Consider the following 20,395-nt stretch of genomic DNA (forward strand, 5'->3'; position numbering starts at 1 on the left):
TTGCTTGTTTCTTCGTGGTCGTCGCGACGGGGTTGTCGAAGGGGAAGCCCGCCGGGGAGCGCCGGCGGTCGCCGGTGCTCCGTCGGAGACCCTACGCCACGCGTGGCGCACGCTCACGCACCACACGCGCTGAGCGTGAATCCGCCTGCTCCTACGCTCAGCGCCATCAGTACCCTCGGCGCATGCCAGAGACCCCGCCGGACCTCGTCCACCTGCGCCTCGAGCGGCCCTCCGAGGGGGTCGCCCTGCTCACGCTCGACAACCCCGACATGCGCAACGCGATGAGCGAGGAGATGACCTCCTCCTGGGTCGCCGCCGTCGACGCGCTCGCCGCCGACCGGTCGGTCCGCGCGGTCGTCGTCACCGGCGAGGGCAGCGCCTTCTGCTCCGGCGGGGACACCTCCTGGATCGCCAGCGAGCCCGACGCCGGGGTCGACCACCTCCGCTCGCGGATGCTGCCGTTCTACCGCGCCTGGCTCTCGCTCCGCCGGCTGGAGGTGCCCACGATCGCCGCGGTCAACGGGCCCGCGATCGGCGCCGGCCTGTGCCTGGCGCTGGCCTGCGACATCCGCTACGCCGCCGAGGGGGCGCGGCTCGGCGTGCCGTTCACCAGGCTGGGGATGCACGCCGGCATGGCGGGCACCTACCTGCTGCCCGACGTCGTCGGGCCGGCGCACGCGCGCGATCTGCTGCTCACCGGCCGGGTGGTCGACGCCGACGAGGCGCTGCGGCTCGGGCTGGTCTCCCGGGTGCTCGGAGCCGGGTCGTTCCTCGAGAAGGTGCTCGCGACGGCGTCCGACGTCGCCGCGACCGCCCCGATCGCGGCGCGGCTGACCAAGGTGGCCCTCGCCGGCGGCGGGCACGCCGACCTCGAGTCCGCCCTGCAGTGGGAGGCGCTCGCCCAGCCGGTCACGCTCGCGACCGCCGACCTGCAGGAGGGCATCCGGGCGGCGAGGGAGAAGCGCCCGCCGCGCTTCCGCGGCCGCTGATCCGCCGCGGCGCGGAAGAAGGGCCCCGCAGCCGACCACGCCTGCCTTCCCCTGCCGGCGTCGAGGGACCGCGGGGCCCGTCTGCTGCGCAACGCTAGGGCCGTGCCCGCGGGCGGTCAACACAGCAGTGTCCACCCCTGTGGACAGACCTGTGGATGCTGTGGGGACGGCATCCCGGGGGCCGTGGAGGACGCGGTCGGCCGTGGGGAGGACCCTGTGGGCGACATCGCCGGCCCCGCGCCGTACTGTGCCGGTGACCAGCGGCTTCGGCACCGCAGGCCCTGTGGAGGAGAAGAACGTGAGCGAAGACGGCGGCGACGTCCAGCCCGCACGCGGACCCGTCGCCACGCTGCGGCGCATCGCGTTCCTCATGGAGCGCCAGCGCGAGGAGACCCGCCGGATCGAGGCGTTCCGCAAGGCCGCCCGCACGATCCTGCCGCTTCCCGAGGACGAGGTACGCCGGCGCGCCGCGGAGGGCACGCTCACCGAGCTGGCCGGCATCGGACCGAGCACCGCCGCCGTGATCACCGACGCCTGCAACGGCGTCGTCCCCGAGCGGCTGGTCAGGCTGGAGGCCACGGCCGGCCCGCTGGCCCACGGCGGTGAGGAGCTCCGTGCCCGGCTGCGGGGGGACCTGCACTCGCACTCGGACTGGTCCGACGGGGGCTCGCCGCTGGAGGAGATGGCGATGACCGCCATGGAGCTCGGGCACGACTACCTCGTGCTGACCGACCACAGCCCGCGGTTGCGGGTGGCCAACGGCCTCAGCGCCGAGCGGCTCACCCGCCAGCTGGCCGTGGTGGAGGCGGTCAACGAGCACCTGGGCGGCAGCTTCACGCTCCTCAAGGGGATCGAGGTCGACATCCTCGACGACGGCTCGCTCGACCAGACGCCCGACATGCTGCGACGGCTCGACGTGCGGGTGGCCTCGGTGCACTCCAAGCTCCGGATGGACGCACCCCAGATGACCCGGCGCATGGTCGCGGCGGTCCGCAACCCGCACACCAACGTGCTCGGCCACTGCACCGGCCGCCTGGTGACCGGCAGCCGGGGCGTCCGTCCGCAGAGCCAGTTCGACGCGCGGGCCGTGTTCACCGCCTGCGCCGAGGAGGGCGTCGCGGTGGAGATCAACAGCCGGCCCGAGCGCCGGGACCCCCCGACGGAGCTCCTCGAGCTGGCCCGCGACCTCGGGTGCCTGTTCTCGATCGACAGCGACGCGCACGCGCCGGGCCAGCTCGACATGCTCGACTACGGTGCCGCCCGGGCCGCCGAGGTGGGCATCGAGCCCGACCGGATCGTGACCACCTGGGAGCGCGACCGGCTGCTGGAGTGGGCATCGGCGCGACTGTGACCCGCGCGTTTCGCCACCCGTGCGTGGGCGGGGGCGGCTAGGTTCGGCCCATGAGCACCCGGACCCGTACGCCCGAGGTGGAGGTGCGCCGCTCGCGCCGCCGCCGGCGCACGGTGTCCGCCTACCGCGACGGCGACCGCATCGTCGTGCTGATCCCGGCCACGATGAGCGAGCGCGACGAGGCGACCTGGGTCGCCGACATGGTGGCCCGCATCGAGCGGCAGGAGAAGCGCCGGCTGCGCTCCGACGACGACCTGGTGGCGCGGGCGGCCAAGCTGAACGACCTCTACTTCGGCGGCCTCGCCGTGCCGGCCTCGGTGCGCTGGGTGACCAACCAGAACGCGCGCTGGGGCTCGTGCACGCCCGGCGACCGCACCATCCGGCTCAGCGACCGCCTCCAGCAGGTGCCGGGGTGGGTCGTCGACTACGTCCTCGTGCACGAGCTGGCGCACCTGCTCGAGCCCGGGCACACGCCGGCGTTCTGGGCCTGGGTCGACCGCTACCCGCGGGCGGAGAAGGCGAAGGGCTACCTGGAGGGCTACTCCGCGGCGGCGCGCCTTGAGCCGCCACCGGGCGGAGTCGAATCTGGCGAGCCCGGCGAGCCCGGGCACTGACCGCGCACCCGCGCCAGCGCGGCGTCGACGAGGACGTACATGTCGTCGAAGGTCGGCGGCAGCGCGTCCGCCGGCCACCAGCGCACGTCGAGCGACTCCGCGCTCGTGGCGTGGGCGGCGGTGGGCGCTGCGACGGCGAGGAACCGGACGTCGAGGTGGTGGACGGTGCCGCGCTCCGAGCAGAACTCGACCGTGTGCTCGTCGAGCGACAACGGCTCGGGGTCGAAGTCGAACGAGACGAGTCCGGACTCCTCCACCAGCTCGCGACGGGCGCCGGCGGCGAGGGAGGCGTCACCGGGCTCGAGGTGGCCGCCGAAGGCCAGCCAGGCGTCGGCCTTGCGGTGGTGGTTGAGCAGCACCGCGTCGGCGCCGGGGGAGACCACGATCGCGCCCGCGGTGAGGTGGTCGGGGAAGCACGCCTTGGCGAGCCCGTCGTCGTGGGCGGCCAGGTGGGCGAGGTAGCGCTCGCGCAGGGCAGCCTGTTCAGGGGAGGGCGGTGCCCACGCCGTCAGCGTCGCGACGGCGCTGGCGTGCAGGGCCGGGCTCACTCGCCGGGTCGCGGGTCGCCGCCGTCGAGGAGCTCGCGCAGGCCGGCGTCGAACTCGTCGTCGGACAGCTCGCCCGGGGCGACGGAGTCCTCGCGGAACCCCAGCGGGTCGTCGAGGTCGGCGGCGGTGGGCAGGAGGTGCGGCGACATCCACACGCCGTCGCGCGCCTCGGTGCCCTGACGGGTGCGCAGCGAGCCCCAGAGCGTGGAGGCGTCGCGCAGCCGGCGGGGCCGCAGCTCCAGCCCGACGAGGGTCGCGAAGGTCTGCTCGGCCGGTCCGCCCGCGGCGCGGCGGCGGCGTACGGTCTCCTGCAGCTTGGCGGCCGCGGGCATCCGCTCCGCGGTGGCCTGGCCGACGACCTCGTCGACCCAGCCCTCCACGAGGGCGAGGGTGACCTCGAGCTTCTCCAGGGCGGCCTTCTGCGCCGGGGAGGGCTCGGGGTCGAACAGCCCGCCGGCCAGCGCGTCCTGCATCGCGGTCGGATCGCTCAGGTCGACCTCCCGCAGCTTGGTCTCCATGCCGGAGGTGTCGAAGTCCATGCCGGCGCCGTACTCGGCGACCGCGCCGATGAGGTGGTCGCGCAGCCACGGCACGCCCGCGAAGAGGCGCTGGTGCGCCGCCTCGCGCAGCGCGAGGTAGAGGAGCACGTCGTCCGCGGTGACGTCGGGGAGCTCGGCCGCGAAGGCGGCGACGTTTGTCGGCAGGAGCGCGGCCCGGCCGATCGGGCCCAGCGGCAGGCCGATGTCGGAGGCGCTCAGCACGTCGCCGGCGAGCGCCCCCAGGCCGCTGCCGACCTGCGAGGCCACCATGGCGCCGCTGGCCTTGCCCAGCATCGCCATGAACGGCCCGGCGAGCTGCCGCATCTCCTCGGGCATGGCCTGGCCGAGGGCCTGCGTGGCGGAGCCGGCGATCGGCTCGACGAGGACCTTCCACACCGGGACGGTCTCCACGATCCACTCGGCGCGCGACCAGGCCGCGGTGGTGGTGACGCCGGACGGGAACTCGGTCGTCGTGTCGAGCCAGTGGTCGGCGAGGCGCACGGCGTCGGCGACGGCGGCGGACTGGGCGGTGGTGACCGTCGGGTCGGGCTCCTGCGCGGCGGCGCGGCGGGCGAGGTCGGTCACGGTCTCCCAGTTGACGGGACCGTCGTGCGGGGCGAAGAGCGACTGCATCTGCGCCATCAGTGCGTTGAGGTCGGGCATGCCGCCGGCGAACCCGCCCATCTGCGAGAAGATCTGCTCGAACGGCGTGCCCTTGAACGGGTTGTCGTCGGGATCCCGACCGGACGATCCCGGGCCTCCGGGGGTGTCACTCATGCCCGCAACGGTACCCACCGCGCCCAGCCCGGACATCCCCGCTCGGTCCTACACTCGGAGGCGTGACCGACCCCCTGCGCCTCGTCGACATCCGCGACACCCCGCTCGACGTCACCGAGGTCGTCGACGCACTGGGCGACGACGGCGCCGGCGGGCTCACGCTGTTCATCGGGCAGGTCCGCGACCACGACGGCGGCAAGGGCGTGACCGCGCTCGACTACTCGGCGCACCCGACCGCGCTCGCGCGCCTGAGGGACGTGTGCCGACGCGTGGCGGAGGAGCACGACGTACGAGGCGTGGCGGCGGTGCACCGCGTCGGACCGCTGCGCATCGGCGACCTCGCGGTCGTGGTCGCGACGACGGCCGCCCACCGCGGCGACGCCTTCGCGGCGTCGCGTGCCCTGATCGACACGCTCAAGGCCGAGGTGCCGATCTGGAAGCACCAGGTCTTCGACGACCGGACCGAGGAGTGGGTCGGCACGCCGTAGCGCCTGCGCGCCCCGAGGCGCGCGGCCTCCTAGGCTCGGCGCGTGGAGATCCTGCTGTGGCTGGTGCCGTCCGTCGTGGTGACGGTCGCGGCGATGGCCTGGGTGTCGTGGGTCGGGCGCGACGGGCACGGCGAGGTGGACCGCGACGTCGCCGTCGAGCGGCTCGGCAGGGCCCTGGCCAAGGAGCTGCCCGCCGGCACCCGGCGTACGTCCCCGCCCGTGCGTGACCGCAGCACCGGCATCGCGGTGCGTCCCAGCCACGGCGCCGGCCGGGACGGCACGACCCGGCGCGCCTCCTGACCCCGCCGCGCACCGGCGGTCGGTCGACCGCAGGTCGGCTGCCTGCCGGCCGGTTGCGGCCGTTTGAGAGAGTTGCGCCCATGAGTCAGCGGACCAGGGCGGGGCTGCTCGCGCTCTGCCTGCTGGCCGTGCTGTGGGGCACGGCCGCCTTCGTGCCGCTGCCCTACGTCACCTACTACCCCGGACCGACGGTCGACATCCTCGGCGAGGACGACGGCGGGGAGACCGTGCGTGTCACCGGGCACCGCGCGTACCACGACGAGGGCGAGCTGCGGATGACGACCGTCTACGTCAGCACGCCGCAGGAGGACGTGACGCTCCCCGAGCTGCTGCGCGCCTACTTCGACCCCGACGCGGCGGTGTGGCCGCGGTCCTCGGTCTACGCCCCCGACGAGACCGACGAGTCCAGCGACCGCCTGTCCGAGGTCGCCATGGTGTCCTCGCAGGACACGGCGGTGGCGGCTGCGCTGACCGAGCTCGGCGAGGAGGTCGACCCGATCGTCGAGGTGCTCGACGTGACCCCGGGGCTGCCCGCGGACGGAGAGCTGGAGGTGCGCGACGTGCTGCTCGAGGTCGACGGGACCGCCGTCGACGACGCCCAGGACGTCGTCGACGCGGTCGACGGCGCGAGGGCCGGCGAGCCCATCACCTTCCTCGTGCGCCGCGGCGACGAGGAGGTCAGCGTGGACCTGGTCCCCGAGGAGGTCGACGGCGACCTCCGCGTCGGCATCACGCCGGGGCCGGGCTACGACTTCCCGTTCCGCGTGAGCGTCGACATCGCCGACAACATCGGTGGGCCGAGCGCCGGGCTGATGATGTCGATGGCGATCTACGACACCCTCACGCCCGGTTCGCTGACCGGCGGAGCCCACGTCGCCGGCACCGGCACCATCACCCCCGCCGGCGACGTCGGACCCATCGGGGGCATTCAGCAGAAGATCGCGGCGGCGCGCGACGAGGGCGCCGAGCTCTTCCTCGTGCCCGCCGACAACTGCAACAGCATCGGGGGAGTGGACACCGGCAGCATGCGGCTGGCCCGGGCCACGACCCTGCACGGCACCCTCGAGACCCTGGCCGAGTGGGTCGCAGACCCTGACACCGACCTCCCGACCTGTGAGGACACCGCCTGATGACGGACCCCAGCGACTCCATCCCCGACCCGGCCGCGCCCGACGCGCTGCCCGAGGATCCCGCACTGGCGGCAGCCGTGCTGGAGATCGAGGCCCACGTCGCGCAGGACGGCTGGGACCAGCCGGCGCGGCTCTACGCCCTCGTCGACACCGCCGAGCTCGTGGCGCAGGAGCCCGCACTCGCCGCGGCCATGTCGATCGACGGCCCGGGCGACGACGGGTCCTTCACCCCGATCGAGCAGGAGGGCCTGCCCCCCGGCCAGGCGCTCGAGGACGCGCTGCCCACCATCGCCTGGCCCGACAGCGTCGCCGGGTGCGCGGCCGTGATCGAGCGGCTCGTGCTCCCGCCCGGCACCGACGAGGAGATCCCCGAGGACCCCGCGGCCGCCGAGGTCTTCGCCCGCGAGCACCCCGACCGCCAGGAGGTCCGGATGGTCGCCGGCGTCACGCGCGCCGGGGCGTCGTACTGCGCCCTGCGGCTGCGGGCCCACGACGACGAGCAGTCGGTGGTCAACGGCACCGAGCTGGTCCCCGGCCTGCTCGCGCTCCTCCACGCGACGCTGCACGACACCCCCTCCGACACCCCGTCCGACCCCCACGAGAACCCCTGAGCAGGCGCCGGCATGAGCAATCCCTTCGACCGACCCAGCGGCCCCCAGGGCCCCGACGGCCCGCAGCGGCCCGGTGGACCCGCAGGCCCGGGCGGCCCCCGCACCGTGACGTCGTCGCGCCGCCCCGGCGCGCTCGTCATCACCGCGATCGTCCTGATCCTCGCCTTCATGCTGCTGAGCGGGTTCGCGTCGTTCTGGACCGAGCGCCTGTGGTTCGGGTCGGTGGGCTACAGCGAGGTCTTCAGCACGCTGCTGCTCACCCGGGTCGGGCTGTTCCTGGTCTTCGCCGGGCTGATGGCGGCGACCGTCGCGCTCGCGATGTCGATGGCCTACCGCTTCCGTCCGGTGCTGTGGCCGGGCATGCCGGGCGTCCCCGACGACGGGATGGACCGCTACCGCCAGCTCCTAGCCCCCCGGATGGCCTGGGTGGTCGCCGGCGCGTCGGTGGTGATGGGCCTGTTCGCCGGCGCCTCCGCGTCGGGGCAGTGGCGCAGCTACTCGCTGTGGCGGCACGGGCAGGAGTTCGGCACGACCGACCCCTACTTCGAGAGGGACGTGGGGTTCTACGTCTTCGAGCTGCCGTTCTGGCACTACGTCGTCGACTACGTCATGGCGCTGGCGGTCGTGGGCCTGATCGCCTCGATCCTGATGAACTACCTCTTCGGCGGCATCCGTCTCTCCGCGCGCCCGGGGGAGCGCCTGACCAGCGCCGCGCAGATCCAGGTGTCGTCGCTGCTGGCGATGTTCGTGATCGCGAAGGCCGTCGACTACTGGCTCGACCGGTTCGACCTCGTGACGAGCTCCGGCTCGATCTTCACCGGCATGGGCTACACCGACGACAAGGCCGTGCTGCCGGCCAAGGAGATCCTCGCCGGCATCGCCCTCGTCTGCGCCCTGCTCTTCCTCGCCAACATCTGGCGGCGCACGTGGCTGCTGCCGTCGGTCGGCGTGGCCCTGTTCGCCCTGTCGGCGATCATCCTCGGGCTGATTGTGCCGACGCTGGTCCAGGCCATCCGGGTCAACCCCAACGTGCCGGACCGCGAGGGCCCCTACATCAAGGAGAACATCGACGCGACCCGCGAGGCCTACGCGCTCGACGCGGTGGAGACCAGGCCGGTGGGCGGTTCGCCCGGCCCGGCCGACGGCCGCCTCGACGAGCTCGACGCGGCGACCTCCAACGTGCCGCTGGTCGACCCGAAGGTCGTGAGCGAGGTCTTCGAGCAGCAGCAGCAGGTGCGCGGCTACTACTCGGTGAGCAACGTCCTCGACGTGGACCGCTACGACATCGGCGAGACCGACCGCGCCGTCGTGCTGGGCGTGCGCGAGCTCTACCAGAACGGCATCGCCGAGGGCGACCGCGACTGGTCCAACCTGCACACGGTCTACACCCACGGCAACGGCGTGATCGCGGCGTACGCCAACCAGCGCCCCGAGGACGACTCCAGCCAGTCGCTCAGCATCCAGTGGGCGGAGGGCCAGCAGGCCGACGAGGACGCGCTGAGCCGCGAGTACGGCGACGACTTCGAGGGCCGGGTCTACTACGGCGAGCAGAGCCCGTCCTACAGCATCGTGGGCAAGCCCGACGGCGGCGAGGACATCGAGCTCGACCTCCCGCGCGGGACGAGCAGCTCGGAGGCCGAGGAGTCCGGGACCGAGACGACGTACGACGGCGAGGGCGGCGTGCCGGTCGGCAGCCTGTTCAACAAGCTGCTCTACGCCGTGAAGTTCGGCGAGCCGAACTTCATCCTGTCCGGCCGCGTCCACGAGAACTCCAAGGTGCTCTACGACCGCAATCCCCGCACCATGGTCGAGAAGGTCGCGCCGTGGCTCACCGTCGACTCCGACCCCTACCCGGTGGTGGTCGACGGCGGGATCAAGTGGGTGCTGGACGGCTACACCGTCACCGACAAGTACCCGCTGTCGCAGCGTGAGTCGCTGGAGACGATGACCGACGACTCCCTCCAGCAGGACAGCGGCTTCCAGACGCTGCCGACCGACGAGATCAACTACATGCGCAACTCGGTCAAGGCGACCGTCGACGCCTACGACGGCACCGTCACCCTCTACGCCTGGGACGACAGCGACCCGATCCTGCGGGCGTGGGACGAGGTGTTCCCCGGCGTGCTCAAGGAGCGCGAGGAGATCCCCGACGAGCTGCTGTCGCACCTGCGCTACCCCGAGGACCTGTTCAAGGCCCAGCGCTACCAGTACCAGCGCTACCACGAGACCTCGGCGGCCGACTGGTACGAGGGCTCGACCCGGTGGGAGGTGCCGAAGGACCCGCAGGCGGCGACGCGGCTCCAGCCGCCGTACCGGCTGTTCTCGGAGACCGACGGCGAGTCGACGTGGTCGCTGACCTCGGTCTACGTGCCGCGCGAGCGGGACAACCTGGCGGCGTTCATGAGCGTCAACAGCGACGCCACGGACACCGAGGACTACGGCAAGATCTCCGTCCTCGAGCTGCCCGACACCCGCACGGACGGCCCGCGCCTGATCGCCGCGGCGCTCAGCACCGACGAGACCGTCCGGCAGGAGTTGCTGAGCTTCACCCAGGGTGACGCCACGCCGGTGTTCGGCAACCTGCTCACGCTGCCGATCGGCGACAGCTTCATGTACGTCCAGCCGCTCTACACGCGCCGCGACGACGAGTCGGCCTACCCGATCCTGCGCTTCGTGCTGGTCTCCTACCAGGGCCGCGTCGGCATCGGCGAGACCTTGCGCGACGCGATCGAGGACTCCCTCGACGGCGTCCCGGCCACGCCGGAGGACCCGGAGGGCGAGCAGGGCGAGGAGGGTGAGGAGCCGACCGAGTCGCCGTCGGCCTCCCCGACGGACGAGCCCGGGGAGGAGCCGACCCCGGCGCCCGAGGGCACGCAGGCGCAGATCCGCCAGCTGCTCGTGCAGGCCGAGGAGAAGTTCACCCAGGCCGACGCGGCCCAGCAGCGCGGCGACACCGTCAGGTGGGCCCGGCTGATGGAGGAGGGGCGCGACCTCATCGAGGAGGCTGTCCGGCTCGCCGGCTGAGCCGATCGGTCGGAGGCCCGTCGGACGGCCCGTCGAACAGGACGAAGCCCTGTCCGACGGGCCGTTCCCGCGTACGCCGTCGCCGCTCCTGGCAGTTCCTCCTGTCCGACGCGCTGAGGCCGCGGTGTGAGCAGCGCCATGGGACCCCGATTTGGGGTCCGCTGCGGCGCCCCTGTAATGTTCTGTTCACCGACGCGGGGTGGAGCAGCTCGGTAGCTCGCTGGGCTCATAACCCAGAGGTCGCAGGTTCAAATCCTGCCCCCGCTACCAATCGGATCGAGGCCAGACATTCGTCTGGCCTCGATCTGTTTCCCGCCCAGCCGGCGCGTCACTCCTCCTGCCCGGCCTGCTCGTCGAGCAGCTCGCGGGCGTGGCCGCCGGTCTCCTCCTGGTCGAGCCCGCGCCGGAAGCTGTCGAGCTTCTCCCGCCCGGCCGGGAAGGGCGGGAGCAGCGGGACGTCGGGGTCGACGACCGCCTCGAGCACGACGGGCCGGTCGGCGGCCAGGGCGCGGTCCCACGCGGCGTCCACCTCGTCGGGCGAGCTGATCCTGATGCCGGTCAGGCCGAGGAGGTCGGCGTACGCCGCGTAGGGGAACTCGGGGAGCGCCTGGCTGGCGGCGAAGCGAGGGTCGCCCTCGGTCTCGCGCTGCTCCCAGGTCACCTCGGCCAGCTCCTGGTTGTGCAGGACCAGAACGACGAACCGCGGGTCGGCCCACTCCCGCCAGCAGTGCGCCACCGTGACGAGCTCGGAGATGCCGTTCATCTGCATGGCGCCGTCGCCGACGAGCGCCACCAGCGGCCGGTCGGGCGCGTGCAGCTTGGCGGCGAGACCGTAGGGCAGTCCCGAGCCCATGGAGGCCAGCGTCGAGGACAGGTGGGCCGGCACGCCGGGCGGCAGGGTGAGGTGCCGCGCGTACCAGTAGACCACCGAGCCGACGTCGACGCTGACCTGCGCGTCGGCGGGAAGGCAGGGGGAGAGCGCCCGCACGACGCGCTCGGGGCTGAGCGGGCGGGCGGCGGTGCCGGCCCTCCGCTCGGCCAGGTCGTGCCACTCCCGGACCCGGTCCTCGACGTCCGCCCGCCACCCGTCCCGCGGCCGGAGACGCGGCAGCAGCGCCCCCAGGGTCTCGGCGGCGTCACCGACCAGCCCGACCTCCACCGGGTAGCGGTTGCCGAGGTGGCGGCCGTCGATGTCGACCTGGACCGCGCGGGCCTGCCCGGGAGCGGGGTAGAACTCCGTCCACGGGTCGTTGCTGCCGACGATCAGCAGGGTGTCGCACTGGTCGAGCAGCCAGCCGGAGGCGGTGGTGCCGAGGTGGCCCATCACGCCGCAGCTCGTGGGCAGGGTCTCGTCCCAGAAGGGCTTGCCGAGCAGGCTGGTGGTGACGCCGGCGCCGAGGCGCTCGGCCACCGCGCGCACCTGCCCGCCCGCGCCGCGGGCGCCCTGGCCGACGAGCAGGGCGACCCGCTCGCCGGCGTCGAGCACCTCGGCGGCGGCGGCGAGGTCCACGTCGTGCGGCACGACCCGGGGTGGGCGCCACTGGACGGACGTGGGCACGACGCCGTGCTCGTGCGGCAGGGCGTCGGGCGCCGGGGCCACCTGGACGTCGTGGGGAAGGATCACCACGCACGGCGACCGGGTGGCGAGCGCGGTGCGGAAGGCACGGTCGAGCACCATCTGGGCCTGCTCCGGGGCCAGCACCGCCTGGACGTACTGCGCGGCGACGTCCTTGAAGAGGCTGGTCAGGTCGATCTCCTGCTGGTACTCCGCCCCGAGGGCGGTCGTGGGCTGCTGCCCGACGATCGCGACGACGGGCTGGTGGTCGAGCTTGGCGTCGTAGAGCCCGTTGAGCAGGTGCACGGCCCCCGGTCCCTGCGTGCTCGTGACCACGCCGATCCCGCCGGTGTACTTCGCGTGGCCGACGGCCATGAGCGCGGCGTTCTCCTCGTGCCGCGCCTGGACGAACTCAGGGTCGCCACCCGCCCGGCGCAGCGCCCCCATGAACCCGTTGATGCCGTCGCCGGAGTAGCCGAAGAGCCGGTGCACGCCCCAGTCACGGAGCCGGTCGACGACGAGGTCGGCGACGAGTCGTTGCCCGGCCACGTCAGGCCCGTCCGGAGGTGAGGTCGGTCCAGCCACGCACGTCTGCCTCCTCGGCCCGTCGGTCAGGGGCCTCCCAGTGCCCAGGGCGGGGGAGGGGATGCGTGCACTGCGGACGTGACGGCAGCGTCGCGCCGGTCGCGGGACGCATCGTCGTCGGGGCCGCGGGTACCCGTCGTTCGTGGTCGTACGACGCGTGGACCGGGTGGCCGAGCCGTGGGGCAGCCGGACGCCGTACGGCCCGGGCGAGGACTGGCCCGTCCGGGTGGACACCCACCTCGCGGACGGGATCGCGCCCGAGGACGTGGACCGGTGGGTGCAGTCGGCGTCGATCCTGCACTCCAACGGCGACGGCATCGACATCGCGGTGAAGGACGACCGGATCGTCGGCGTCCGCGGTCGCGCGGTCGACCGGGTCAACCGCGGCCGGCTGGACCCGAAGGACCTCTACGGGTGGCAGGCCAACGGCTCGCCCGACCGGCTGACGCGACCGCTGGTCCGCCGGGACGGACGGCTGGTCGAGACGGACTGGGACACCGCCATGGGGGCGGTCGCCGGGCGGACCCGCGAGCTGCTCGAGGAGCGCGGCCCGAGCTCGATCGGGTTCTACACGACCGGGCAGCTGTTCATCGAGGAGTACTACACCCTCGGGCTCATCGCGCACGGCGGGATCGGGACCAACCACGTCGACGGCAACACGCGGCTGTGCACGGCCACTGCGGCGGCGGCCCTGAAGGAGTCGTTCGGCTGCGACGGGCAGCCCGGGTCCTACGCCGACCTCGACCACGCCGACACGATCTGCCTCTACGGCCACAACATGGCCGAGACCCAGACGGTCCTCTGGACCCGGGTCCTCGACCGCCTGGCGGGACCGAACCCTCCCCGCATCGTGTGCGTCGACCCGCGCCGGACACCCGTGGCGCGGCACGCGACCGTGCACCTCGCGCCACGTCCGGGCACCAACGTGATGCTGATGAACGCGCTCCTGCGTGAGCTCCTCGTCAACGACTGGGTCGACCACGCGTACGTCGACGCGCACGCCGTCGGGTTCCCCGAGCTGCGGAAGATGGTCGACGACTGCACGATCGAGCGCGCCGCCGAGGTGTGCGACGTCCCCGCCGGCGACCTCCGGGAGGCGGCCCGGCTCATCGGGACGGCCGAGCGCCTCGTCTCGAGCGTGCTCCAGGGGTTCTACCAGTCGCACCAGGCCACCGCCGCCGCCGTGCAGGTCAACAACGTGCACATCGTCCGCGGCATGCTCGGCCGGCCGGGCTGCGGCGTCCTGCAGATGAACGGTCAGCCGACCGCGGAGAACACCCGCGAGTGCGGCGCCGACGGGGACCTGCCGGCGTTCCGCAACTGGTCGAACGACGCCCACGTGGAGGACCTCGCCCGCATCTGGAACATCGACCCGATGCGGATCCCGCACTACACCGCCCCCACGCACGCGATGCAGATGATGCGGTACGTCGAGGACGGGTCGATCCGCTTCCTCTACGTCACCGCCACCAACCCGGTCGTGTCCATGCCGGAGCTGCGGCGGATGCGGTCGATCCTGTCGCAGGACCGGCTCTTCCTCGTGGTGCAGGACCTGTTCCTGACCGAGACCGCCCGGCTCGCGGACGTCGTGCTGCCCGCGGCGACCTGGGGGGAGAAGACGGGCACCTTCACCAATGCCGACCGGACGGTGCACCTCTCGGAGCGGGCCGTCGACCCGCCGGGGCAGGCCCGGTCGGACCTCGACATCCTGCTCGACTACGCGAGCCGCCTCGACCTGCGCGACAAGGACGGGGCGCCGCTGGTGAAGTGGTCCACGCCCGAGGAGGCCTTCGAGGCGTGGAAGGAGTGCAGCCGCGGCCGACCGTGCAACTACACCGGGATCACCTACGACAGGCTGCGCGGCGGCAGCGGGATCCAGTGGCCTTGCACCGACGAGCACCCCGACGGCACGGAGCGGCTCTACGCCGGCGGGCGGTTCTGGTCCCGGCCCGACTACTGCGAGAGCTACGGCCGGGACCTCGTCACCGGCGCCCCGGTGTCGCCCGTGGAGTACCGCGCCCTCAATCCCGACGGCAAGGCGGTGATCAAGGCGGGCGAGTACCTGCCGCCCCACGAGCTGCCGACCGAGGAGCACCCCTTCCAGCTCATCACCGGCCGGACGCTGTACCACTTCCACACCCGCACCAAGACCGGGCGCGCACCCGAGCTCCGGGCCGCGGCTCCCGAGGTGTGGGTCGAGGCCTCGGCCGCGGATGCCGAGCGGCACGGCTGGAGCGAGGGTGACCTGCTGCGCATCACGACCCCCCGAGGAGAGGTCACCGCCCGGCTGCGGGTGAGCGGGATCCGTCGCGGCGTGCTGTTCCTGCCGTTCCACTACGGCTACTGGGACACCGAGGCGGAGCACGAGCCCGGCACGGTCGGACGTGCGGCCAACGAGCTCACCCCCACCGACTGGGACCCGGCGTCGAAGCAGCCGATCTTCAAGACGGCCGCGGCCGCCGCCACCCGGGTGCGGGCCACCGACGGCACGCCCTCATCGGCGCCGACGACCACGGGGTCGCGCCCGGTCGACGCCGGCGTCCCTGCAACGCGGGGGATCGCCACCGCCCTCGTCCACGAGGACTCCGGCGGGACGGGGGCCCGGCTATGAGCGTGGTCCGGACCCTCCGCAGCCTCCATGGGAACAAGGTCGGTGCCGCCATCGAGGAGCTGCACCGGGCCGAGAACGACCTGGCCGGCGCGCTGCTCCACCTCAGCGACAGGCAGCGCACCGACCAGGAGGTCTTCCACGTCGCGCGCGACATCGCACGGTGGTCCCAGCAGCACGCCCGCGACCTGGCGCGCGTCGGGTCTGACTACGGCGTCGAGCTGGACCCGGAGCCGGAGGACGAGTCGGCGCTGCTGGCCCGGCTGAGGCAGAAGGCCGCCGAGGCGGTCGGCCGGCTCCACGAGCCGTCGCTGCTCCTGCTCGCGGACCTCCGGCACATCCACCGCGAGGCGGCGGGTGTCTCCCTGGACTGGGAGGTGCTGGCGCAGACCGCGCAGGCGATGCAGGACCGCGAGCTGCTGGGGCTCTGCCAGGACGCGCACCCCCAGACCCTGAGGCAGATGCGCTGGGCCGACGCCAAGGTCAAGGAGACGGCGGCCCAGGTCATGGTCACGGGCTGACGGTCCCGTCGTCGCGGCGGGCGCCCGGCCACGGCGTCAGGGTCGTGTCCCGCTGACCACCAGCATCTCGCACGGGCCGACGAAGCCGTCGGGCCCCTCGAACTGCTCGAGCGCCTCCTCGATCTCCCGCCACGCGGCGTCACGGTCCGCCTGGCTCACCGCGGAGAGCATTTGGTGCAGCGCGCCGAAGGACTCGTGCTCGAACCGCACGCACTCGCGGGCGCTGGCCATCCGGACCGGGGACGGCACCGCGGTCACGGTGACGTCCTCGAAGCCGGCGGCGGCGTACGCCGCCTCGGCGACCCCGGGCGCGGCGAGGCTGAACGGCCCGGGCAGGCCGGGCTGCGGCGCCGGCAGGTCGGCGATCCGCCGGATGATGCCGACCGGGAGCGAGAAGAACCCGTTGCGATCTGGGGTCGAGTAGACGACGGCCGAGAGCCGCCCACCGGGGCGCAGCACGCGGTGGATCTCGCTGAGCGCGCGGTGCTGGTCCGGCAAGTAGATCAGGCCGACGCGGGAGATCGCGGCGTCGAAGGACCGGTCCGCGACCCCGGCGAGGTCCTCGCCGTCCGCCTCCAGGGTGACGACCTGGGTGAGTCCCTCCGCGGCGGCGACGGCGGCGGCGTGCTCGAGGATCGCCGGTGAGATGTCGGTCGCGAGGACGCGTCCTGACGGACCGACCCGACGGGCCGCGGCCAGGGACTGTCCGCCCGCCCCGGCGGCCACGTCGAGCACGGCCGATCCCGGGCGGAGCCGTACGTCGTCGAGCATCTGCCGGGTCGCGGCGCCCAGCCAGTCCTCGATGGCCGGTCCCCACCGGTGCCAGGCGTCGGCGGCCTGCTCCCACTGGGTGCGCGTGGTGGCCTTGAAGGCGACGGGGTCGAACGTGGTGGTCATGGGATCCTCCTGTGCTGGGTGGCTGGGCTGTGCGACCACGTTCTCCCGCCTGCCGCACCGCCCTCCAGTACGACTTCTGGACCGGGGCGGAACAGTTTCTGGACTCGCCGTCGGGACGGGCGGACACTGATGGGGTGAAGGACTACGGGCAGTACTGTCCGGTCGCGCTGGCGAGTGCCGTCATCGCGGAGCGCTGGACGCCGCTGATCGTCCGTGAGCTGGTCCTGGGCGGGAAGAGGTTCAACGAGATCGACCGCGGTCTGCCGGGCATCTCGCGCACCTTGCTCAAGCAGCGCCTCGAGCACCTGCAGCGCAAGGGCGTCGTCGACCGGGTCGCCACGCCGACCGGTCACGAGTACCACCTGACCCCTGCGGGCCGTGACCTCGAGAAGGTCATCATGGCCGTCGGCGAGTGGGCGGTCCGCTGGATGTTCAGCGAGCCCGAGCCGCGCGAGGTCGACCCGGTCACCCTGACCTGGTGGATGTCGCGGCGCCTCGACGTCGCCGCGCTGCCCGACCGGCGCACGGTCGTGCAGTTCGACTACGCGGGCGACGCCCCGACCCGGATCTGGATGGTCATCGAGCGTCGCGAGACCTCCGTCTGCACGGACCCGCCGGGCTTCGAGACCGACCTGGTCGTCGCGGTGGCGCCCGTGGACCTGATGCGGGTGTTCTCCGGCATCGTCACCTACCCCGAGGCCCTGGCCCAGGGCGCGCTCACGCTGACCGGTCCGCCGCGGCTGGTCCGTGACTTCCCGCGCTGGTGCGCCTGGAGCCCGTTCGCGCCAGCGGTGCGGGAGCGCCTGGGCTTGCCTCCCGGGGGTGCCGCGCCGGAGCCCAGGCAGCCCACGCCCTGACGGCACACAGGGCAATTCCGGTCGGGCGGACCACTCGTCCGGTCCCGCAGACTGGGGCCATGACCGAGTCGGGACGCGACCGCCTCCGCGAGCTCCTCGACGCCGTGCTGGACGAGGACCACGCGACCCTCGCCGACATGGCCGGCGGCGCGTACGCCTCGCCGTTCCACTTCAACCGGCGCCTGCGCCGCGACGCGGGCGAGCCGCCCGTCGCGATGCGCCGGCGCGTCATGCTGGAGCGGGCCGCCTGGCGGATCGCCGGAGGGTCGAGCGTCACCGACGCGGCGTTCGAGGCCGGCTACGAGTCGGTGGAGGGCTTCGCTCGCGCGTACAGCAGGGCCTTCGGGCACCCGCCCAGCACGCCGGCGTCCGGGCACTGGCTCCCGGCCCCCAACGGCATCCACTTCCACCCACCCATGTCGCTGTGGGTGCAGTCGACGGAGCAGCGCGTGAACCCCATCACCGAGCACCTCGTCCGCCACGACCTCGACGACACGCGGACCCTCCTCGACCTCGCCAAGGGCGTGCCGGCGGACGCCTACGAGGCACCGCTGCTCCCGGGGATGCAGGTCCTCGGCTTCGACGGCCCGGACGAGTCGCTGGCGCAGCTGCTGGAGCACCAGGTCGCGACGAAGGAGATCTGGCTCGCGGCGATCGAGGGCGCCGACTTCCCGCCCGCGGCCGGGCGCGACCCGGCGACCCTGCTGTCGCGCCACGACGAGGTGGCGCCGAGGTGGCTCGCGACGGTGCGGGACCTCGACGCGCGCGGCGCCTGGGAGGACCGGCTCGTCGACGCGCTCTGCGACCCGCCGGAGAGCTTCGTGATGGTCAGCGTCCTCGCCCACGTGGTGACCTACTCCGCGGCCCGCCGGCAGCTCGCGCGGCACATCCTGCTGCGGAACGGCGTGGTGGTCGACGACGGCGACCCGATCACCTGGCTGCGCCGCCAGCGCGGCGAGGAGTGAGGACCGGACCGGGCCTCGCCCTCAGGAGGTTGGGGACCAGTCCTCAGAACGCGTAGCGCACCCGGCACTCCGGCAGCTTGTCGGCGAGGAGGTCGGTGAGCTGCTTCACCCAGCGCCCCTTCCAGCCGGTGCGGTAGCGCACGTTGACCTGGCCGCTCTGGCTGCGCTTGGGCTGCTGCAGGTCGGGCCGCCACAGCAGCTCCTCGCCGCGGGGGTGCCAGCCGAGGTTCACCTCGTGCAGGTCCTCGTTGTGCGTCAGGAAGATGACCTCCGCGGCCAGCTGTGCCCGGGTGCGGGGGCTGGTGCCGTCGGCGACCTGCTCGAGCAGCTCGGACCACTCCTCCAGCCAGGTCTCGTGGACGATGACCGGGCTGAGGTTGACGTGGACCTCGTAGCCCGCCTCGACGAAATCGTCCATCGCCGCGATGCGGTCGGCGATCTTGGAGGTGCGGACGTCGACCAGCCGCGACGTGCCCTCGGGCATGAGGCTGAACCGCACGCGGGTCCCGCCGCGCGGGTCCCAGGTCAGCAGGTCGCGGTTGACCAGCTTGGTCGCGAAGCTGGCCTTGGCGTTGGGCAGCCGGGCGAACAGGTCGACCAGGTCGCGCACGTTGTCGGAGACCAGCGCGTCGGCCGAGCAGTCGCTGTTCTCGCCGATGTCGTAGACCCAGTCCACCGGGTCGCACTGGTTGGGCTCCGGCTTGACGCCCTGCCGCCCCGCGTGGCGCTCGAGGTACCCCAGCACCGCCTCGATGTTGGCGAACACGGTGATGGGGTTCGCAAAGCCCTTGCGACGCGGGACGTAGCAGTAGGAGCACGCCATGGCACAGCCGTTGGCGGTCGACGGCGCGATCCAGTCGCTCGAGCGCTCGTTGCGCCGGGCGCTGAGGGACTTCTTCTCGCCCAGGACCAGCACCTCCTGCTTGTTGCGCACCCAGTCCTCCACGGCGCCGGCGTTGCCGTAGAGGCCGGGGATCGCCTGGTGCGACAGCACCTCGATGCGCTCGGCGTCGGGGAACCGGTCGAGCACCTCGCGGGCGCGGGCGAAGCGCTCGATGTCGCGCTCGTGGTAGATGCGGCGGACGTCGAGGAGGCGGTCGGCCAGCGCGGTGGGGACCCGGCTCACGAAGGCGGACCTCCGAGCCGGCCCTCGACGTCGACGACGTGGGCACGCACCTCGTCGGCGACCGCCTCGGGGTGGGTCCGGGGAGCCCAGTGCCCCGCGGCCAGATGGCGGCGGCGGAGGTCCTCGCACCACGGGTCGCTGGCCGTGAGGGACCCCTCGCGGATGAACGGGTCGCGCGTGAGCGCGAGCTGCAGCACCGGCACCGACGTCCGTCGCTCGCGGGGGCGCCGCGCCGCGCCGCCGAGGTTCCCCCGGTAGTAGCGCAGGCCGGACACCATGTCGCGCCCGCCGGCGACCCGGAGGACGGGCGGGGCGAGGGAGGAGACGAGGAACGGCACGTAGGACGAGGAGACGGCCTGGCCGACCACGCCCGCGAGGCCACCGGGACTCGGGTGGCGCAGCGTCCGGCGCACCCAGTCGGCGACATGGTCGAGGTTCGGGCCGCTGATCGAGGTGAAGGACGCCACCCGGCGCTCGGCGCCGGGCTCGCAGACGGCCTCCCACGCCTGCACCGAGCCCCAGTCGTGGCCGACCACGTGGGCGGGGCGGTCGGGGGACACCTCGTCGAGGACGGCCATCAGGTCCGCGGCCAGGTGGGGCAGCGCGAACGACGTGTCCGGAGCATCGGTGAGGGAGAGCCCCTGTCCGCGCGTGTCGTAGACCACGACGCGCAGGTCCTCGGCGAGGCGCCTCGCCACCGGGAACCAGAGCCGGTGCGTGTCGGGATAGCCGTGCACCAGGACCACCGGGGGCGCGTCGGGGTCGCCGGTCTCGTGCACCGCGAGGTCCACCCCGTCCGCGTGCACGGTGCGCTGCCGCCAGCGGCGGCCCGGGCCGGGGGCCGGGCCGGGGGCCGGCCCGGGAGGGTGGTCGTCTGCCGCGTCCATGCCGCCCGGTACCCCGGTGGCGT

The 20,395-nt window shown here is 73.3% G+C and carries 18 protein-coding genes and 1 tRNA gene; 13 read left to right on the forward strand and 6 right to left on the reverse strand.

All coding sequences use genetic code 11. From position 1 onward, the window contains the following. Positions 1-182 precede the first annotated feature (182 nt). The 3 genes from J3P32_RS13635 to J3P32_RS13645 all read left to right on the forward strand — a co-directional run bounded on the left by J3P32_RS13635 (position 183) and on the right by J3P32_RS13645 (position 2,954). On the forward strand, positions 183-989 hold the full coding sequence (locus J3P32_RS13635; protein ID WP_210440336.1) for an enoyl-CoA hydratase/isomerase family protein: 807 nt from the start codon (positions 183-185) through the stop codon (positions 987-989). 298 nt (positions 990-1,287) lie between these two features. After that, on the forward strand, positions 1,288-2,340 hold the full coding sequence (locus J3P32_RS13640; RefSeq protein ID WP_307807917.1) for a PHP domain-containing protein: 1,053 nt from the start codon (positions 1,288-1,290) through the stop codon (positions 2,338-2,340). A 50-nt stretch (positions 2,341-2,390) separates the two neighbouring features. Next, positions 2,391-2,954 (forward strand): M48 metallopeptidase family protein, encoded by a 564-nt coding sequence (locus J3P32_RS13645; protein WP_210440337.1) that lies wholly within the window; start codon positions 2,391-2,393, stop codon positions 2,952-2,954. Here J3P32_RS13645 and J3P32_RS13650 read toward each other — a convergent pair. Then, positions 2,879-3,502 carry an NUDIX hydrolase gene (locus J3P32_RS13650; protein WP_210440338.1) on the reverse strand — a complete coding sequence of 208 codons (624 nt, stop codon included), beginning with the start codon at positions 3,500-3,502 and terminating at the stop codon, positions 2,879-2,881. The genes J3P32_RS13645 and J3P32_RS13650 overlap by 76 nt on opposite strands. Beyond that, on the reverse strand, positions 3,499-4,818 hold the full coding sequence (locus J3P32_RS13655) for a zinc-dependent metalloprotease (RefSeq protein ID WP_210440339.1): 1,320 nt from the start codon (positions 4,816-4,818) through the stop codon (positions 3,499-3,501). Before J3P32_RS13655 ends, J3P32_RS13650 begins: the two co-directional genes overlap by 4 nt. A gap of 62 nt (positions 4,819-4,880) precedes the next feature. Between J3P32_RS13655 and J3P32_RS13660 the strand changes: the two genes are divergently transcribed. The 6 genes from J3P32_RS13660 (at position 4,881) to J3P32_RS13685 (ending at position 10,641) form a co-directional block, all read left to right on the forward strand. Then, entirely contained in the window at positions 4,881-5,306 is a 426-nt protein-coding gene (locus J3P32_RS13660; protein WP_210440340.1) for a molybdenum cofactor biosynthesis protein MoaE, read from the forward strand. Positions 5,307-5,348: 42 nt separating this feature from the next. Then, positions 5,349-5,606 carry a hypothetical protein gene (locus J3P32_RS13665; RefSeq protein ID WP_307807918.1) on the forward strand — a complete coding sequence of 86 codons (258 nt, stop codon included), beginning with the start codon at positions 5,349-5,351 and terminating at the stop codon, positions 5,604-5,606. An 80-nt stretch (positions 5,607-5,686) separates the two neighbouring features. After that, positions 5,687-6,736: a YlbL family protein gene (locus J3P32_RS13670; RefSeq protein WP_210440341.1), complete on the forward strand. Its 1,050-nt coding sequence runs from the start codon at positions 5,687-5,689 to the stop codon at positions 6,734-6,736. Next, positions 6,736-7,347, forward strand: coding sequence for a PPA1309 family protein (locus tag J3P32_RS13675; protein WP_210440342.1), 612 nt, complete (start codon positions 6,736-6,738; stop codon positions 7,345-7,347). Before J3P32_RS13670 ends, J3P32_RS13675 begins: the two co-directional genes overlap by 1 nt. A 12-nt stretch (positions 7,348-7,359) precedes the next feature. Next, a complete protein-coding gene (locus J3P32_RS13680) occupies positions 7,360-10,371 on the forward strand; it encodes a UPF0182 family membrane protein (protein ID WP_210440343.1) in 3,012 nt (1,003 codons plus the stop codon). 193 nt (positions 10,372-10,564) lie between these two features. Further along, positions 10,565-10,641 (forward strand) — tRNA-Met (locus tag J3P32_RS13685). Positions 10,642-10,699: 58 nt separating this feature from the next. Here J3P32_RS13685 and J3P32_RS13690 read toward each other — a convergent pair. Beyond that, entirely contained in the window at positions 10,700-12,475 is a 1,776-nt protein-coding gene (locus J3P32_RS13690) for a thiamine pyrophosphate-requiring protein (RefSeq protein WP_210440344.1), read from the reverse strand. A gap of 178 nt (positions 12,476-12,653) precedes the next feature. On the opposite strand from J3P32_RS13690, the gene J3P32_RS13695 reads away from it, so the two are divergent. Together J3P32_RS13695 and J3P32_RS13700 are read left to right on the forward strand one after the other, a co-directional pair. After that, positions 12,654-15,122 (forward strand): molybdopterin oxidoreductase family protein, encoded by a 2,469-nt coding sequence (locus J3P32_RS13695; RefSeq protein WP_210440345.1) that lies wholly within the window; start codon positions 12,654-12,656, stop codon positions 15,120-15,122. Continuing rightward, on the forward strand, positions 15,119-15,640 hold the full coding sequence (locus J3P32_RS13700) for a hypothetical protein (protein WP_210440346.1): 522 nt from the start codon (positions 15,119-15,121) through the stop codon (positions 15,638-15,640). Before J3P32_RS13695 ends, J3P32_RS13700 begins: the two co-directional genes overlap by 4 nt. Positions 15,641-15,676: 36 nt before the next feature. On the opposite strand, the gene J3P32_RS13705 is transcribed toward J3P32_RS13700, so the two are convergent. After that, the gene (locus J3P32_RS13705) at positions 15,677-16,537 is read right to left on the reverse strand and encodes a class I SAM-dependent methyltransferase (RefSeq protein WP_210440347.1); all 861 of its coding nucleotides are present in this window, start codon (positions 16,535-16,537) and stop codon (positions 15,677-15,679) included. 134 nt (positions 16,538-16,671) lie between these two features. Between J3P32_RS13705 and J3P32_RS13710 the strand changes: the two genes are divergently transcribed. Both J3P32_RS13710 and J3P32_RS13715 read left to right on the forward strand, forming a co-directional pair. Further along, a complete protein-coding gene (locus tag J3P32_RS13710) occupies positions 16,672-17,394 on the forward strand; it encodes a winged helix-turn-helix transcriptional regulator (protein WP_210440348.1) in 723 nt (240 codons plus the stop codon). Between the two features lie 59 nt (positions 17,395-17,453). Then, positions 17,454-18,359 (forward strand): helix-turn-helix domain-containing protein, encoded by a 906-nt coding sequence (locus J3P32_RS13715; protein ID WP_210440349.1) that lies wholly within the window; start codon positions 17,454-17,456, stop codon positions 18,357-18,359. Between the two features lie 43 nt (positions 18,360-18,402). Here the strand turns inward: J3P32_RS13715 and J3P32_RS13720 are convergent, their stop codons facing one another. Continuing rightward, complete coding sequence (locus J3P32_RS13720; RefSeq protein ID WP_210440350.1) at positions 18,403-19,485, reverse strand: spore photoproduct lyase family protein; 1,083 nt, start codon at positions 19,483-19,485, stop codon at positions 18,403-18,405. Continuing rightward, positions 19,482-20,372, reverse strand: a complete 891-nt coding sequence (locus tag J3P32_RS13725; RefSeq protein ID WP_210440351.1) for an alpha/beta fold hydrolase — start codon at positions 20,370-20,372, stop codon at positions 19,482-19,484. Before J3P32_RS13725 ends, J3P32_RS13720 begins: the two co-directional genes overlap by 4 nt. Between the last annotated feature and the right edge of the window lie 23 nt (positions 20,373-20,395).

Origin of the sequence: Nocardioides xinjiangensis, from assembly GCF_017916385.1 — a bacterium.
In the GTDB taxonomy this organism is placed as follows: domain Bacteria; phylum Actinomycetota; class Actinomycetes; order Propionibacteriales; family Nocardioidaceae; genus Nocardioides; species Nocardioides xinjiangensis.